Genomic DNA, 17069 nt, shown 5'->3' with positions numbered 1-17069 from the left:
AGGGTATGACATGAGCAACGAACATATCGTGTGGCATGATTCATCTATTACAAAAAAAGAATATCAACAAAAAAACAATCATACGAGCGGCATTATCTGGCTTACAGGTCTAAGCGGGTCAGGTAAATCAACGATCGCAAATGCAGCCGCTAGAGAGCTGTTTGAACAAGGCTACCAAGTCACAGTGCTTGATGGCGATAATGTGCGGCACGGACTCAATAAAGATCTAGGGTTTTCAGATGATGATAGAAAAGAAAACATCCGCCGAATCGGAGAAGTGGCGAAATTATTTGTGGAGCAAGGAACGATTGTCATCACTGCTTTTATTTCTCCATTTCAAGAAGACCGCCACATTGTTAGACAGTTAGTCGAAGAGGGAGAATTTCACGAAGTGTTTGTCAAATGTGATTTGAACGTGTGTGAAGAGCGTGATCCAAAAGGGTTATATAAAAAGGCGAGAAACGGTGAAATTCCGTTTTTCACTGGAATCGATTCACCGTATGAAGAGCCCGCTGCGCCTGAGCTCGTATTAGATACAGGGGAATTATCCCGTGAGGAATCCAAACAGCGTCTTGTTGATTATGTAAAAGGAACAACGAAATAATCGCCTGATGGCAGGGGGAGAAAAGCAAGATGGGGAAAGTATACATTGTGGGTGCTGGACCCGGTGACCCAGATTTAATCACATTAAAGGCCCATAAGGCGATACAGCAGGCAGATGTCATCTTATATGATCGTCTTGTCAATCAAGAAATTCTCGCCCATGCCAAACCGGAGGCGGAATTGATTTATTGCGGCAAACTGCCAAATCATCATACAATGAGGCAGGAAGCCATCAATGAAGCGCTTGTGGCTCATGCAAAGGAAGGGAACGTTGTCGTTCGGCTGAAAGGCGGCGACCCCTTTGTCTTTGGCCGCGGCGGTGAAGAAATCGAATGCTTAGCTGAGCACGGAATTCCGTATGAGGTCGTCCCGGGAATTACTTCTGGTATTGCAGCAGCTGCTTATGCGGGCATCCCTGTGACGCATCGTGAATTCAGCTCAAATGTGGCTTTTGTCACGGGTCATTATCAAAAGGATGAACATTTTGAAGAAAAGTGGGAGGCGCTGGCTACAGGAATTGATACTCTTGTGATTTACATGGGTGTCAAAAACGTGGAAAGAGTGCAGCGCCTGCTTTTGAAAAATGGACGGGCCCCTGAAACACCCGCTGCATTTATACACTGGGGAACCACAACGAGGCAAAAGACAACTTGCTGCACGGTTGCGACACTGTCTGAAACCGTTGAAAAAGAAGGGATCGAGCATCCAAGTTTAATTGTTGTTGGAGATGTCGTTCATTTTCATCAAAAGCTGAACTGGTTTGAACCCGCATTAATCGAGAATTGAGAATGATAGAGAAAAGACACGTACAAACATCGTGTCTTTTCGTCTGATGAAAACAAGTGAGAGGGGGGGGAGCCGCATGAAACAAGCTGTCCTTTATGTTGGGCATGGAAGCAGGGTGAAAGAAGCACAAGATAAGGCCATTTCTTTTATGAAAAGCTGTATGCCGTTAGTGAAAGCAGATATACAAGAAATTTGTTTTTTAGAGCTGACGGACCCTTCTATAGAAGAAGGATTTGAGGCCTGTGTGAAAAAAGGAGCGACACACATTGCAATCGTCCCGCTCCTCCTATTAACTGCCATGCATGCCAAATCGGATATCCCGGTCGAAATTGAGAAAGTGCGCGCGCGTTTCCCGCAAGTGAAGGTCACATATGGAAAGCCGATCGGGGTGAATCAAGAAGTAACAAAAGCGGTTGCCGCAAGAATTAAAGAAGCAGGATATCAAGGCGAGCGCGCGCGGATTCTTTTAATTGGCCGCGGGAGTTCTGATCCGGATGTGAAGCGAGATGTGTTTGGCATTGCAGACGATGTCCGAAGCCTGCTTCCGCATGCAGAGGTTCTTCCGTGTTTTATTACAGCATGTGAGCCAAATTATCGAGATGTTCTCGCGCATTTATCAGAAGATGACGATGGGCCTGTTTATATCGTTCCTTACTTACTGTTTACGGGGATTTTAATGAAAGAAATTGAAAGTGAGGCTGCTCAGGCGAGAACGCGGCTGAAAGATGTCCGGGTATGCCGGTATATTGGCTTTCATCCGCATGTCAAAGCGGCTTATATTGACCGCGTGCAAGAAACCATTTTAAACAAAGACGATGCGTTTCGTTTCCGAGGAGAAAGCCATGCTTCCAGTCCATCTTGATTTAACCAATAAACAAGTGGTCATCGCCGGCGGCGGATCTGTCGCATTAAGAAGAGCAAAGGCATTGTGTACGGAGTCTTGCCATATAACTGTTGTGAGTCCTGATCTTTCTGAAGAGATGGCGTGCCTCATTGATACATACGCATTGAATTGGAAGGAAAAGAAGGTGGGCGCTGAAGATTTGAAGGATGCGTTTTTCATTGTAGCTGCTACAAACGACCCTTCGGTAAATGAATGGATTGCACAAACAGCGCAGCCTCACCAGCTCGTGAATTGTGTGAGCCAATCTGAGCTCGGCAATGTGATGGTGCCGAAGGTTGTCAAAGCAGGAAAAGTGACGATTTCAGTCTCTACAAGCGGTGCTAGCCCCGCCCGGACAAAACAGCTGGCTGCGGCAATTGAACTCTTGCTTGAACAAGAGGATACAGACGCACTTGATGCCCTTTATATCGAAAGAAAAAAGCGACAAAGAAAAAGCCGATAAAATCCTTACAGGAGATTTTATCGGCTTTTTTTATTTATTTTCTCAGCTTGAGCACAAGATCTTCGTCAGGCGTGACAAATAATGTTTGCTGCTGATCATACGTAACAAAGCCAGGCTTTGCTCCGTTTGGTTTTTTCACATGCCGGATTTTTGTATAGTCGACAGGTACGGAGCTGGACTCTTTTGCCTTTGAAAAATAGGCGGCAATTTGAGCCGCTTCAAGCAGCGTTTGTTCATCAGGTGCTTGGTGACGGATGACGACATGTGATCCAGGAATATCCTTTGTATGCAGCCAAATATCATCACGAGCAGCTGTCTTTGTAGTCAAATACTCGTTTTGTTTGTTGTTTTTTCCGACTAAAATTGGTATGCCTTGGGACGATTCATACGTTTCGAGCTGAATGGCCGCCGTTTTTTTCTTTTTGGCGTGACGCTTTTGTTTGGCGCGCAAATATTTTCCTTCAACAAGCTCTTCTCTCATTTCCTCCAAATCCTTCGGTGAAGCAGAGGACAGCTGCTGAATCAGCTCTTCAAAATAAGCAATTTCTTCATGTGTCCGCTTAATTTGTTCATTTACAGCTTCTACAGCATTTTTTGCCTTTTGATATTTTGTAAAATATGCCTGGGCATTTTCAGAAGGGGTTTTGTTTGTTTTGAGCGGAATCGTGATTTCTCCGCCGTCTTCATCGTAATAATTGATGACAGTCGCTTCTTTATCCCCTTTTTTAATCGCATATAAATTGGCTGTTAACAGCTCACCATAGAGCTGATATTTGTGTGCATCTTGAGATTCTTCAAGGGTTCTTTTTAGCTTTTTCAGCTTGTTTTCATTTTTCTTTTTTTCATTGACGACAAACCGTTCAAGGTCCGCTGCCTGCTGTTTGACTCTATCTCTCTCAGCCTTTCCAAAATAAAAGCGGTCAAGCAGCTGGCTGAGTGAGTCGAATGTCTTCATCTCGCCATGGACATGCTGAAGCTCTAATAAATAGAAATACTCTTTTCCGTCTTTTCTTGTGAGCTGCGGTGTAAAAGAATGCATGCGAATGAGCTGGAACATGTCGAGCAGTGTATTTGGAATCGTTTCTTGATTGGCAAGACCGGCCCGGTGTACAACTTCCTTTGCAAACAGCGGGGAAACCCCAGAGAAGGTATCGACAATTTGATTTGCGATCTTTCCTTCTTGAAAGCGTAAATGCTTCAAAATATCATCCTTTGTCACGTCAAAAGGATTCAATTTTTGCTGCGCAGGCGGCAGAAGGTATTCATGACCAGGGAGCACCGTTCGATAGCTGTTCACAGATGGAGAAAGGTGTTTCAAACCATCAATGATCTGCTGCGTTCCATCCTCTACCAGAATGAAATTACTATGACGTCCCATGATTTCAATGTAAAGCTTACGCGTCTGCTCATCACCAATTTCATTTCGGCTTCTCACATGAAGCACGATCACCCGGTCAAATCCAATCTGTTCAAAACGTTCAATGAAGCCGCCCTCAAGATGCTTTCTAAGGAGCATACAAAACATTGGCGGCTCGCTTGGATTGTCGTATTGATGCTCAGTGAGCTGCACTCTCGCATAGCTCGGATGAGCCGATAAAAGGAGCTTATGATTTTTCCCGTTTGCCCGAATATGAAAAATCAGCTCGTGCTTATATGGCTGATGGATTTTAGAAATCCTCCCGCCAGTTAATGTCTCTTGCAATTCATTTGTCATACCATATGTAAAAATGCCGTCAAATGACATGTTGGATACACCCTCTTCTTTCACACAAATCTACTGAAAGAACCTTCCGTTTTCTCGTTCTTTAGGCAGTCTTATTATTATAGCATGATTTAGGACGAGTCTGAATAAACTGGCTTATAGAACACTGCATATGAGAGAGAACAAAAGAGGAGTGGACGAGGTCAAATGAATTGGCATGAACTGAACCAAACCGATTTATTAAAAACAATGAATACATCGATAGGTGACGGACTGTCAGAAAAAGATGTACAAAAGCGGCTTGAAAAACACGGGCCAAATGAATTGCAGGAAGGAAAAAAGGCGTCGGCTCTGATCATTTTTTTAGCACAATTTAAAGATTTCATGGTGTTAATCTTGCTTGCTGCAACAATCATTTCTGCCTTTTTAGGAGAATACATTGATGCTGTTGCGATTGTAGCCATTGTTTTGATTAATGGTGTACTCGGCTTTTATCAAGAGCGCCGGGCGGAAAAATCCCTTCAAGCGTTAAAAGAATTATCAACTCCGCATGTATATGCAAGGAGAAATAATGAATGGGTCAAGATCCCGTCTAAACATCTCGTGCCAGGGGATATTGTGAAATTTTCAAGCGGAGACCGGATTGGGGCAGATATTAGATTACTAGAAACAAAGAGCTTAGAAATTGAGGAGTCCGCTCTCACTGGTGAGTCCATCCCAGCTGTCAAACACGCAAGTCCTCTTTCAAGCAGCCATGTTTCGCTTGGAGATTTGACGAACATGGCCTTTATGGGGACGCTTGTTACTAGAGGAAGCGGCGTAGGGGTTGTCATTGGTACAGGAATGAATACGGCAATGGGACAAATTGCCGGTATGCTGGATGCAGCAGGTAATATGGAAACGCCGCTGCAAAGGCGTCTCGAGCAGCTTGGGAAAATTCTGATTGTGGCTGCTTTATTTTTAACGGTGCTCGTAGTGGTTCTCGGTGTTGTGCAAGGACATGAATTGTATCATATGTTCCTAGCGGGAGTATCTCTTGCTGTTGCGGCAATTCCAGAAGGACTGCCGGCGATCGTCACTGTTGCACTTTCCCTAGGGGTGCAGCGGATGATCAAACAAAAATCGATTGTCAGAAAGCTCCCGGCTGTGGAAACACTCGGCTGCGCGTCAATCATTTGCTCAGATAAAACAGGAACGATGACGCAAAATAAAATGACCGTGACCCATGTATGGGCAGAGGGGAAAACGTGGAATATTTCTGGCACAGGCTACGAGCCATCCGGTGACTTTACCTTAAACGGAGAAATCGTCCATGCCGACAAGCACCCAAGCCTGCAAAAGGTGTTATTATACGGGGCGCTTTGTAATACATCGACCATCGTTGAAAAAGATGGAGAGATGAGGCTTGATGGCGATCCGACAGAGGGGGCGCTTCTTACCGCAGCACGTAAAGCGGGTTTTACAGAGCAATTCATTGAAGCTGGATTTCATGTCATTGAGGAGTTTCCTTTTGACTCAGAAAGAAAGATGATGTCAGTCGTCGTTGAAACGAATCAAAAAGAGCGGTATGTCATTGCAAAAGGTGCGCCGGATGTACTAATGAACCGTTCAAGTCATATCATGCACGGCGGACGTACAGCTTCTTTTTCAGCGACTCACAGGCAAGAAGCAGAAGCTGCGATTCAAGGGTTAGCAAGACAGGCGCTTAGAACCATTGCCATTGCGTATAAAAAAGTCGGTCTGACAGAAAAAATCACCTCTATAAAGCAGGCTGAAACCGATTTAATATTTATCGGGTTAGAGGGCATGATCGATCCACCGCGTCCTGAAGTCAGACGAGCGATTAAAGAGTGCCGGGATGCCGGGATTAAAACGGTCATGATTACAGGCGACCACGTCGAAACGGCCAAAGCGATCGCCAAAGACTTGAGCCTTTTACCGAAGCAAGGACAGGTGCTCGACGGAAAAGCGCTTGATCAGATGAGCGACAAAGAGCTTGAGCAAACGGCTGAAAATGTATACGTCTTTGCACGGGTTTCCCCTGAGCATAAACTGAGAATTGTCAAAGCCTATCAAAAAAATGGGCATGTTGTGGCGATGACAGGTGATGGGGTCAATGATGCGCCTGCCATTAAACAAGCAGATATCGGCATCTCCATGGGCATCACTGGAACAGACGTAGCCAAAGAAGCGTCTTCTCTTATTTTACTTGACGACAACTTTGCGACCATAAAATCCGCCATTAAAGAGGGCCGGAATATTTATGAAAACATTCGTAAGTTTGTCCGTTATTTGCTGGCATCAAATGTCGGAGAAATTTTGGTCATGCTGTTTGCGATGCTGCTCGCGCTGCCGCTGCCGCTCGTTCCTATACAAATCTTATGGGTAAACCTTGTCACAGATGGTCTGCCGGCTATGGCACTTGGCATGGATAAGCCAGAAGGCGATGTCATGAAGAGAAAGCCGCGGAATATGAAAGAGGGCATTTTTGCAAGAGGGCTTGGCTGGAAGGTCATCTCAAGAGGATTCCTCATCGGGCTTGCAACCCTTTTGGCGTTTATATTTGTGTATCACCGCGATCCAAACAACCTGCAATATGCACAGACTGTCGCATTTAGTACGCTTGTTTTGGCGCAGCTCATTCATGTATTTGACTGCCGCAGTGAACGGTCCATTTTTGAACGTAATCCATTTGGGAACCTCTATTTGATCGGTGCGGTTTTGTCATCACTTTTACTCATGCTTGTGGTCATTTATTACCCGCCGCTTCAGCCGATTTTCAAAACGGTCGCGGTTGCACCGATTGATTGGCTGCTGATCATCGGGATGTCTGCACTGCCAACTTTTTTACTGGCAGGATCACTTTTGACAAGAAAAAAATAATTGATTATGGTATAATTTTGAGGTAATAGTGTCTGCTATTACCTTTTTCATTTTATTAATATGAAAGAATTGGGTGTTTTGACATGATACGCAGTATGACGGGATTCGGCCAAGCGAGTAAAACGGATGGAGAACTGACAGTGTCAGTTGAGCTAAAATCGGTCAATCACCGTTTTAAAGAGGTTCATGCCCGTTTGCCGAGGCCGCTTTTATATTTCGAAGATACATTAAAAAAGATCATTCTTCGTCACGTGCAGCGCGGTAGAATTGAGCTGTTTGTCACGATTGAAGGCGGTAAACTAGCAAGCCGGTCCTTACAGATCGACTGGCCGCTGCTTGATGAATACATGAAAGCCGCAAAAGACCTCGAGAAACGCTATCACATTTCAGGCATTCAGCATGCACATGACTTATTGGGGCTGGAGCTTGCCGTTCAGGTGGAAGAGTCAGCCAGCCGAAATGAACAGTTAGAGCAGCTGCTGATGGAAGCTTGCGAGGCTGCTGTCAAGGAGCTTTGCTTCATGAGAGAGCAAGAGGGAGCATCCCTTCAAAAAGACTGTGAACTGAGGCTTTCTGAACTAGAGGCCTATACAGAAGAAATCAAAGTCTTTGCACCAGAGGTTGTGAGTCAGTACAAAGAACGATTGAATCAGCGATTGCAAGAATGGATCGGAGAGGCGCTTGACGAGAGCAGACTGACTACAGAGGCAGCCATCTTTGCTGACCGGTGTGACATTACAGAAGAGATTACGAGATTAAAAAGTCATTTTCAGCAGTTTCAGCAAATCTTGCTGCAAGGCGGTGCTGCCGGCCGAAAACTTGACTTCCTTGTACAGGAGCTCAACCGTGAAGTGAACACCATTGGATCAAAAGCGAACCATCACCATTTAACAAAGCTGGTGGTTGAAATGAAAAGTGCTATTGAAAAAATAAAAGAACAAGTGCAAAATATAGAATAGTCATTGTGTATGCTGTTTACAGTGCGTCTCTTTCGGCGAGACTAGAGACGTTTATATTACAGGGGGACGAAAGAAGATGACCATAAAGTTGATCAATATCGGATTTGGAAACATCATTTCAGCGAATCGGATGATTTCGATCGTCAGTCCGGAATCAGCACCGATTAAACGAATGATACAAGACGCAAGAGATCGAGGCATGCTCATAGATGCTACATACGGAAGAAGAACCCGTGCTGTTGTCATTATGGACAGTGACCATGTCATCTTATCTGCCGTTCAGCCTGAGACTGTCGCGCAAAGACTTTCTGTAAAAGAAGAAATCATAGATGAAGGGCAGGGGTAATACGCCATTATGAAAGAAAGAGGACTTTTAATCGTTCTCTCTGGACCTTCGGGAGTTGGAAAAGGAACGGTCAGACAAGCCATTTTCTCCCAGGAAGATACGAAATTTGAATACTCTATTTCTGTGACGACACGCAAACCGCGTGAAGGTGAAAGAAATGGTGTCGATTATTTCTTTAAAACCAGGGAAGAATTTGAACATATGATTGAAAACAAAAAGCTGTTAGAATGGGCAGAGTACGTCGGGAATTACTACGGCACGCCTGTTGACTATGTAGAACAGACATTAAGCGAAGGAAAAGATGTTTTCCTTGAAATTGAAGTGCAAGGTGCACTTCAAGTAAGAGAAGCATTCCCGGAAGGTCTTTTTATTTTCCTTGCACCGCCTAGCCTTTCAGAACTTCAAAACCGCATCATTACACGCGGTACAGAATCTGAGGAGCTCATTCGGAACCGAATGGCCGCTGCGAAAGAAGAAATTGAAATGATGGATGCTTACGACTATGTCGTTGAAAACGATGATGTCGAGCTTGCTTGTGAAAGAATCAAAGCGATCGTCCTTGCAGAACACCTGCGCAGAGACAGAGTCGCACCAAGATATAAAAAAATGCTGGGGGTAGAATAAACCATGTTAGATCCTTCAATTGACTCATTGATGAACAAACTTGATTCAAAATATACACTTGTAACAGTGTCTGCACGCCGTGCACGTGAAATGCAGATCCATCAAGATCAGCAGATTGAAAACACAAAGTCTTACAAATTTGTAGGCAAAGCACTAGAAGAAATCGACGCTGGTCTTTTGACATTTGAAAAAGAGGATCAAGAATAACACATCGCTTCTGCTATGCAGATACGATACGTTCAAAAAAGTCAAAACTATGATTGGTTTTGACTTTTTTGAATTGTAGACGAATTTGTGAAAAAGGCCGTTAAGGGGGACAAACAAATGTTACAGTCAAAAAATATTTTGCTCGGTGTCAGCGGAGGAATCGCCGTATATAAAGCAGCAGCACTTACTAGTAAACTCGTACAATCAGGCGCAAATGTCAGAGTGATTATGACGGAATCTGCTCGTGAGTTTGTGTCTCCGCTTACTTTCCAAGCACTGTCTCGGCATGAGGTATATGTAGATACATTCAAAGAAAACAATCCAAGAGTCATTGCACATATTGACGTAGCTGACTGGGCCGATCTCATTCTTGTTGCCCCTGCAACAGCACATACGATTGGTAAAATGGCCGCTGGACTTGCAGATGATATGCTGACGACGACTTTGCTTGCTTCAACAGCGCCTGTATGGATCGCTCCAGCGATGAATGTGCATATGTACGATCACCCGGCTGTGAAACGGAACATTCGCACATTATATGAAGACGGCTACCGCTTTATTGAGCCAAGTGAAGGTTATTTAGCCTGCGGGTACATTGGAAAAGGGCGATTAGAGGAACCAGAAAAAATTGTTGAACACATCCGTGCTTTTTTTGATGAGCCAAAAAGCTTACCGCTCTCAGGAAAAAAAGTCGTGGTGACAGCAGGTCCTACACGTGAAGTGATCGATCCTGTCCGGTTCTTTTCAAACCGTTCTAGTGGAAAAATGGGCTATGCGATTGCAGAGGCTGCTCAGCAAATGGGGGCTGATGTTACGTTGATTTCCGGACCTGTTTCTTTAACGGCACCTGATCATGTACATGTAGTGCACGTTGAATCAGCTGAAGAGATGTATCAAGCTGCGCTAGATGTATACGGGGAAGCTGACCTTGTTATAAAATCAGCAGCTGTCGCCGATTACACCCCTGTCACGACATATGCTCATAAAATGAAAAAACAGGACGGCGCTTTGGACATTGAATTCACCCGGACAAAAGATATTTTAAAAGAGCTTGGACAAAGAAAAGAGCATCAAGTGCTGGTCGGTTTTGCAGCTGAAACGCAGGATGTAGAATATTATGCGCAAAAGAAAATTGAATCCAAGCATTTAGATATGATTGTGGCCAATAACGTCACAAAAGAGGGTGCAGGCTTTGGCACAGATACAAATGTGGCAGCGATCATCAAAGCAGATGGAACGAAAAAAGAGCTGCCGATGATGAGCAAAAAAGACCTCGCTTTTGAAATTTTAAAGGAGGCAATACAGCTGCTTCCAGAAGAGCGTGATCAAGCATGATTGCTGAAGTCATCGTAGATGTCACAACGAAAGCCATTGACCGGCCATTTGATTACCGTGTACCAGATCGATTCAAAGATCTCGTCAAAGCGGGAATGAGGGTGGTCGTTCCCTTTGGCCCGCGGAAGATTCAAGGGTTTGTGACAAAAGTCAAAGAGGAAACAGACATCAAGACAGGAAGCATCAAAGAGATTGTCGATTTATTTGATTTATCACCTGTTCTGACAGATGAGCTATTGGAGCTTTCCCACTGGCTGACGGAAAAAACATTGTCCTATCATATTACGGCACTTCAATCGATGCTGCCCGCAGCCATGAAGGCAAAGTATGAAAAAGAAATACAGGTGCTATCAGAGGAAGAACTTCCGCAGTCATTGAAAGAGCTTTTCGGTCAGCGAGAAAGCATTCTTTATGCTGACATCCCGGCTGAACAATTAAAACAAATTCAAAAGCATGTCCAAAAAGGTCATCTAGAGGTGAGATACCATGTCTCGCAAAAATCTGGAAAGAAAAAGGTCCGCATGCTTCAGGTGGCTGTATCGAAAGAAAAACTTGAAGAAAAACAGCAGCAGCTAAAGAAAAATGCGGTGAAACAAAAGGCACTGATCTCCTATTTGCTTCAAGCGGGAGAGACGAACTTTTTAGCGAAAGACTTGCAGCAGCAAACAGGTGCAAGTTCTCAAACGCTTAAAACCTTTATTCAAGAAGGGCTGTTAACAGAAAGCTATGAAGAGGTCTACCGGGATCCTTATCGTGACCGGGAGTTTACACCATCTGCTTCACTTGATCTCACGCCTGAGCAAACAGAGGCGGCAAAACATATTCATCAAGCAGTCAGTGAGGACCAGCACGAAACCTTTCTGCTGCACGGAGTGACAGGAAGCGGCAAAACAGAGATTTACTTGCAGACAATTGATCATGTTCTTCAAAAAGGAAAAGAAGCGATCGTTTTAGTTCCTGAAATCTCGTTGACCCCTCAAATGGTACAGCGATTTAAAGAACGGTTTGGCTCAAATGTGGCCGTTCTTCACAGCGGCTTATCGACAGGAGAAAAATATGATGAATGGCGGAAAATCCACCGCAAGGAAGTCAAACTAGTCGTTGGCGCAAGATCTGCTGTTTTCGCACCATTTGAAAACTTAGGCATGATTATTATAGATGAAGAGCACGAATCTTCTTATAAACAAGAAGAAATGCCTCGTTACCATGCCAAGGATGTCGCCATTGAACGAGCAGTGCGGCATCAATGTCCAGTCGTATTAGGCAGTGCAACACCTTCTCTTGAAACCTATGCACGAGCGAAAAAAGGCGTCTATACATTGCTGTCGCTCAAGCACCGCGTCAACCAGCAGCAGCTGCCGCATGTTTCGTTAATTGATATGAGAGAAGAACTGAGAAATGGCAACCGCTCCATGTTTTCAGAAGAATTAATGCTCAGGTTAAAAGAGGTGCTTGAAAGAAAAGAACAAGCCGTTTTATTTCTGAACAAAAGAGGCTATTCATCCTTTGTGATGTGCCGTGATTGCGGATATGTGGAGCAATGTCCTCATTGCGAAATTTCTCTTACCTATCACCGCTATCAAAAACGGCTGAAGTGCCATTATTGTGGTCACGAAGCACCAGTACCTGCTGAATGTCCAGAATGCCACAGCGAGCATATTCGCTATTTTGGAACTGGCACGCAGCGAGTAGAAGAGGAACTGACAAAGGTACTGCCTGAGGCGCGTGTGATCCGAATGGATGTGGATACAACGTCTCGAAAGGGTGCTCACGAAAAGTTTCTCACATCTTTTGGGAATAAAGAAGCGGACATTTTGCTCGGGACGCAAATGATTGCAAAGGGGCTGGATTTCCCAGATGTCACACTTGTTGGTGTTCTCAGTGCGGATACATCCCTTCACATCCCTGATTTTCGTTCAAGTGAAAAAACATTTCAGCTTCTCACGCAGGTCAGCGGCAGGGCAGGACGCCATGAAAAAGCGGGCTCGGTTATTATTCAATCGTATACGCCTTCTCACTATAGTATTGAATTAACGAAGCAGCATGACTACGAAGCCTTTTATGAACAGGAGATGCTGCATCGCCGCCACCAGTCCTATCCGCCGTATTACTTTTTGGCGATGGTGACAGTGTCACACGAAGAAGTGACGAAGGCAGCGCATGTCACTGACCAAATTGTCCAGTTCCTAAAAATGAACTGTGCACCAAATACTCGAATCCTTGGTCCGGCTGCATCGCCAATCGCTAAGATCAAAGATAGATATCGCTATCAATGCGTGATAAAATACAAAAGGGAAAATGAACTGGCAAGTTTACTACGGAAAATACAAGACCATTATCAAAAGGAAATGGAACAAAAACAATTGATGATTTCAATAGATATGAATCCATATATGATGATGTAAAACGGAGGGCTATAAGTGGCAGTAAAACCAATAGTCATACATCCGGCAGAAGTGCTTGAACAAAAGACAGAGCGTGTCGATACGTTCGATAAAAAGCTTAAAAAACTGCTGGATGATATGTATGATACAATGCTTGAGCTGGATGGAGTTGGACTAGCAGCACCACAAATCGGTATTTCAAAAAGAATCGCTGTTGTAGATATCGGAGAAGAATCTGGCAGAATTGATTTAGTGAACCCCGAGGTGCTTGAAGTAGAAGGAAGCCAGACAGATATTGAAGGCTGCCTAAGCTTTCCATCTTTATACGGCACTGTAGAGAGACCGAACTATGTGAAGGTAAAAGCCTTTGATAAGAAAGGCAAACCATTTACAATAGAAGCAGACGGATTTTTAGCAAGAGCTTTATTGCACGAAATTGATCATTTAGACGGTATTTTATTTACATCAAAAATCATTGAAACTTATACAGAAAAAGAACTTGCGGAAATGGAAGGGTGAAGAAAATGGCACGTATCGTATTTATGGGAACCCCTGATTTCTCAGTACCTGTGCTGCAAACACTGATAACAGAAGGATACGAAGTGGTAGGGGTTGTCACGCAGCCAGACCGCCCGAAAGGAAGAAAACGAGTGCTCACACCGCCTCCTGTGAAAGTGGAAGCCTTAAAGCACGGCATTCCTGTGTTGCAGCCTGAAAAGGTACGCCTTGATGAAGAAATTGATAAGGTGCTTGCATTACAGCCGGATTTAATTGTCACAGCGGCATTTGGACAAATCTTACCAAAGCGATTACTCGATGAACCTAAGTTTGGCTGTATCAATGTTCATGCCTCGCTGCTGCCAGAACTAAGAGGCGGTGCGCCGATCCATTATGCGATCCTTCAAGGCAAAAAGAAAACAGGCGTTACCATCATGTACATGGTAGAAAGACTTGATGCAGGTGACATGATCAGTAAAGTAGAAGTAGAAATCGATGAATTAGACAATGTCGGAACATTGCATGACAAATTAAGTGTAGCTGGTGCCACGCTTCTAAAAGATACGGTGCCAAATGTTCTGAGCGGGTCTATTTCTCCGATTCCGCAAAATGAAGAAGCGGCCACATACGCACCAAATATTAAGCGGGAGCAAGAAAGATTAGACTGGACAAAAACCGGCGAAGAGCTTTATAACCAAGTTCGCGGGCTAAATCCTTGGCCAGTTGCCTATACTGAATGGAACGGCGCTCATCTAAAAGTATGGGAAGCGAAAAAGGTTCCGCTTCAAGCGCAAGAAGAACCTGGGAAAGTGATTGAGCTTCAAAAAGAAGGTCCGGTCATTGGAACGGGGAATGAGCAAGGCCTTTTATTAACAGGTGTGCAGCCAGCTGGTAAGAAAAAAATGAGCGGCGAAGACTTCTTAAGAGGCGCAAATATCGAAATTGGACAGAAATTAGGGTTAATGAATGAAGAAAAGTAATGTGAGAGAAGTAGCGCTGGACGCTTTAATCAAACTCGAACAAAACCAAGCTTACAGTAATTTGCTTTTGCAGTCAGTCATGAAAGATAAAGACTTAGCTGATCAGGACAAACCGCTGTTAACAGAGCTTGTATATGGTACACTGCAAAATAAGCTGGCATTAGATTATATGCTGGCACCCTTTGTGAAAAAACCGCAAAAGGTCGCTCCATGGGTGATGCAGCTTTTGCGGATGTCTCTTTATCAAATGGTGTACCTTGAAAAAATACCAGATCGTGCAGCCATTCATGAAGCTGTCGAGCTAACGAAAAAGCGCGGGCACAAAGGCATTTCTTCACTTGTGAACGGTGTTCTTCGTTCCGTGCAAAGAGAAGGCGTTCCGTCATTTGATGCGATCAAAGATCCCGTAAAGCGGCTGTCCATTGAGACAAGCCACCCATTGTGGCTTGTGCAGGAGTGGGTTCAGGCGTACGGGTTTGAAGCGGCAGAAAGCATGTGCCGCATTCATTTAGTTCCGCCAAAGCAAACCCTTCGCGTCAATCGAATGAAAACTGACCGCACGGCACTGCAGCAAAAACTAATGGATGCAGGCATCGAAACGGAGCTTGGCGATTTATCTGAAGATGCACTTAAGCTCATGAAAGGGTCTATCGTCTCAACCCCTTCTTTTCAAGAAGGCTATGTGACGATACAAGACGAAAGCTCCATGCTTGTCGCAAGAGCGCTCGACCCTCAGCCGGGAGAAACGGTGCTTGACGCCTGTGCGGCTCCTGGCGGAAAATCAACACATATTGCAGAACGTATGAATGATGAGGGCAAAATTGTTTCACTTGATTTACATGAACACAAAGTGAAACTCATCAAACAAGCAGCAAAACGTCTGAACCTTACTCACATTGAGGCAAAAGCACTTGATGCAAGGAAAGCGGCAGATTATTACAGCGAAGCTTCGTTTGACCGAATTCTCATTGATGCGCCGTGTTCCGGTTTTGGCGTCATTAGACGAAAACCAGATATGAAATATACAAAGTCACAAGAAGACTCAGCAAGGCTTGCGGCTATCCAGCAGGCCATTTTAAAGGAAGCGGCCCCGCTTTTAAAACCGGGCGGAACCCTTGTATACAGTACATGTACAATGGACCCAACAGAAAATCAACAAGTGATTCATGCGTTTTTACAAGAACACCAAGACTTCGAACCCGATCTATCTCTTAATGAACGGCTGCCTGAGCAGGTTGCTCCGTTTGTTCAAAACGGAAGTGTACAAATTCTTCCTCATTATTTCGGAACAGATGGTTTCTTTATTTGCAGCATGAGAAAGAAGGGATAAAAAATGACAGAACAAAAAGTAAGAAAAGAACTGAAGACAGAAATGCCGTCGATCTACTCATTTGAGCTTCACGAAATGAAAGAATGGTTAAAAGAACAAGGCGAAAAGCCTTTCCGCGCAGCCCAAATTTTCGAGTGGCTTTATGAGAAACGTGTGACATCCTTTGACGATATGTCTAACCTTTCAAAGGATTTAAGAGAAAAATTAAAAAATCAATTTGCGATCACCACATTAAAAACTGTGATCAAACAAACGTCTCAAGACGGAACGATCAAGTTTTTATTTGAATTACATGATGGCTATACGATTGAAACAGTACTGATGCGCCACGAATACGGCAACTCTGTCTGTGTCACAACTCAGGTTGGCTGCCGAATCGGCTGTACATTCTGTGCATCTACACTTGGCGGGTTAAAACGAAACCTTGAAGCAGGAGAAATCGTTGCTCAAGTATTGAAAGTGCAGCAGGCACTTGACGAAACAGATGAGAGAGTCAGCTCGGTTGTCATCATGGGAATTGGCGAACCGTTTGATAACTTTGACGAAATGCTTGCCTTCCTTAAAATCATCAACCATGACAACGGCTTAAACATTGGCGCGCGTCATATTACAGTGTCGACAAGCGGAATCATTCCAAAGATCTATCAATTCGCTGATGAGCAAATGCAAATCAATTTTGCTGTCTCTCTGCATGCACCGAACACAGAGATCAGAAGCCGTCTGATGCCGATCAATAAAGCATATAAGCTGCCAAAATTAATGGAAGCCATTGAATACTACATTCAAAAAACGGGTAGACGTGTCAGCTTTGAATACGGCCTGTTTGGCGGAGTAAATGATCAAGTTCATCATGCAGAAGAGCTTGCAGACTTATTAAAAGGAATCAAGTGCCACGTGAACCTCATTCCGGTGAACTATGTACCGGAAAGGGATTATGTAAGAACACCGAGAGAACAAATCTTCCTATTTGAAAAAACGCTGAAAGAACGCGGCGTAAACGTAACGATTAGACGAGAGCAAGGCCATGATATTGATGCTGCTTGCGGTCAGCTAAGAGCGAAGGAGCGTCAGGAAGAGACGAGGTGA

General features: G+C 44.3%; 16 protein-coding genes. 15 read left to right on the top strand and 1 reads right to left on the bottom strand.

All coding sequences use genetic code 11. The features are described from left to right. Positions 1–10 precede the first annotated feature (10 nt). The 4 genes from cysC to EV579_RS01565 all read left to right on the top strand — a co-directional run bounded on the left by cysC (position 11) and on the right by EV579_RS01565 (position 2735). The gene (cysC, locus tag EV579_RS01580; protein WP_133743841.1) at positions 11–604 is read left to right on the top strand and encodes an adenylyl-sulfate kinase; all 594 of its coding nucleotides are present in this window, start codon (positions 11–13) and stop codon (positions 602–604) included. Positions 605–633: 29 nt separating this feature from the next. Continuing rightward, the gene (gene cobA, locus EV579_RS01575; protein ID WP_133743840.1) at positions 634–1389 is read left to right on the top strand and encodes a uroporphyrinogen-III C-methyltransferase; all 756 of its coding nucleotides are present in this window, start codon (positions 634–636) and stop codon (positions 1387–1389) included. Between the two features lie 76 nt (positions 1390–1465). Then, positions 1466–2251 (top strand): sirohydrochlorin chelatase, encoded by a 786-nt coding sequence (locus tag EV579_RS01570; RefSeq protein WP_133743839.1) that lies wholly within the window; start codon positions 1466–1468, stop codon positions 2249–2251. Further along, on the top strand, positions 2232–2735 hold the full coding sequence (locus EV579_RS01565; protein WP_133743838.1) for a precorrin-2 dehydrogenase/sirohydrochlorin ferrochelatase family protein: 504 nt from the start codon (positions 2232–2234) through the stop codon (positions 2733–2735). The genes EV579_RS01570 and EV579_RS01565 overlap by 20 nt, the downstream gene beginning before the upstream one ends. Before the next feature lie 34 nt (positions 2736–2769). On the opposite strand, the gene EV579_RS01560 is transcribed toward EV579_RS01565, so the two are convergent. Beyond that, positions 2770–4479 (bottom strand): Rqc2 family fibronectin-binding protein, encoded by a 1710-nt coding sequence (locus tag EV579_RS01560; protein ID WP_133743837.1) that lies wholly within the window; start codon positions 4477–4479, stop codon positions 2770–2772. A gap of 165 nt (positions 4480–4644) precedes the next feature. Between EV579_RS01560 and EV579_RS01555 the strand changes: the two genes are divergently transcribed. The 11 genes from EV579_RS01555 (at position 4645) to rlmN (ending at position 17069) form a co-directional block, all read left to right on the top strand. Then, positions 4645–7320 (top strand): calcium-translocating P-type ATPase, SERCA-type, encoded by a 2676-nt coding sequence (locus EV579_RS01555; protein ID WP_133743836.1) that lies wholly within the window; start codon positions 4645–4647, stop codon positions 7318–7320. An 83-nt stretch (positions 7321–7403) separates the two neighbouring features. Then, positions 7404–8279, top strand: coding sequence for a YicC/YloC family endoribonuclease (locus tag EV579_RS01550; RefSeq protein ID WP_024424215.1), 876 nt, complete (start codon positions 7404–7406; stop codon positions 8277–8279). Positions 8280–8355: 76 nt separating this feature from the next. Then, entirely contained in the window at positions 8356–8625 is a 270-nt protein-coding gene (gene remA / locus EV579_RS01545; RefSeq protein WP_008344898.1) for an extracellular matrix/biofilm regulator RemA, read from the top strand. 9 nt (positions 8626–8634) lie between these two features. Next, a complete protein-coding gene (gene gmk / locus EV579_RS01540) occupies positions 8635–9249 on the top strand; it encodes a guanylate kinase (protein ID WP_024424214.1) in 615 nt (204 codons plus the stop codon). Between the two features lie 3 nt (positions 9250–9252). Then, entirely contained in the window at positions 9253–9456 is a 204-nt protein-coding gene (gene rpoZ / locus EV579_RS01535) for a DNA-directed RNA polymerase subunit omega (RefSeq protein WP_003211647.1), read from the top strand. A 117-nt stretch (positions 9457–9573) separates the two neighbouring features. Continuing rightward, positions 9574–10791: a bifunctional phosphopantothenoylcysteine decarboxylase/phosphopantothenate--cysteine ligase CoaBC gene (gene coaBC, locus EV579_RS01530; protein ID WP_133743835.1), complete on the top strand. Its 1218-nt coding sequence runs from the start codon at positions 9574–9576 to the stop codon at positions 10789–10791. Next, positions 10788–13196 (top strand): primosomal protein N', encoded by a 2409-nt coding sequence (priA, locus tag EV579_RS01525; protein ID WP_133743834.1) that lies wholly within the window; start codon positions 10788–10790, stop codon positions 13194–13196. Before coaBC ends, priA begins: the two co-directional genes overlap by 4 nt. 15 nt (positions 13197–13211) lie before the next feature. Next, positions 13212–13694 carry a peptide deformylase gene (gene def, locus EV579_RS01520; protein WP_048239653.1) on the top strand — a complete coding sequence of 161 codons (483 nt, stop codon included), beginning with the start codon at positions 13212–13214 and terminating at the stop codon, positions 13692–13694. Between the two features lie 5 nt (positions 13695–13699). Continuing rightward, complete coding sequence (gene fmt, locus EV579_RS01515) at positions 13700–14653, top strand: methionyl-tRNA formyltransferase (RefSeq protein WP_061109828.1); 954 nt, start codon at positions 13700–13702, stop codon at positions 14651–14653. Then, positions 14640–15983, top strand: a complete 1344-nt coding sequence (gene rsmB / locus EV579_RS01510) for a 16S rRNA (cytosine(967)-C(5))-methyltransferase RsmB (RefSeq protein ID WP_133743833.1) — start codon at positions 14640–14642, stop codon at positions 15981–15983. Before fmt ends, rsmB begins: the two co-directional genes overlap by 14 nt. 3 nt (positions 15984–15986) lie before the next feature. After that, positions 15987–17069 carry a dual-specificity RNA methyltransferase RlmN gene (rlmN, locus tag EV579_RS01505; RefSeq protein WP_024424208.1) on the top strand — a complete coding sequence of 361 codons (1083 nt, stop codon included), beginning with the start codon at positions 15987–15989 and terminating at the stop codon, positions 17067–17069.

The sequence above is a fragment of the Bacillus sp. BK450 genome (assembly GCF_004364885.1).
GTDB classification, from domain to species: domain Bacteria; phylum Bacillota; class Bacilli; order Bacillales; family Bacillaceae; genus Bacillus; species Bacillus safensis.
This window is presented reverse-complemented; position numbering and strand designations above follow the sequence as displayed.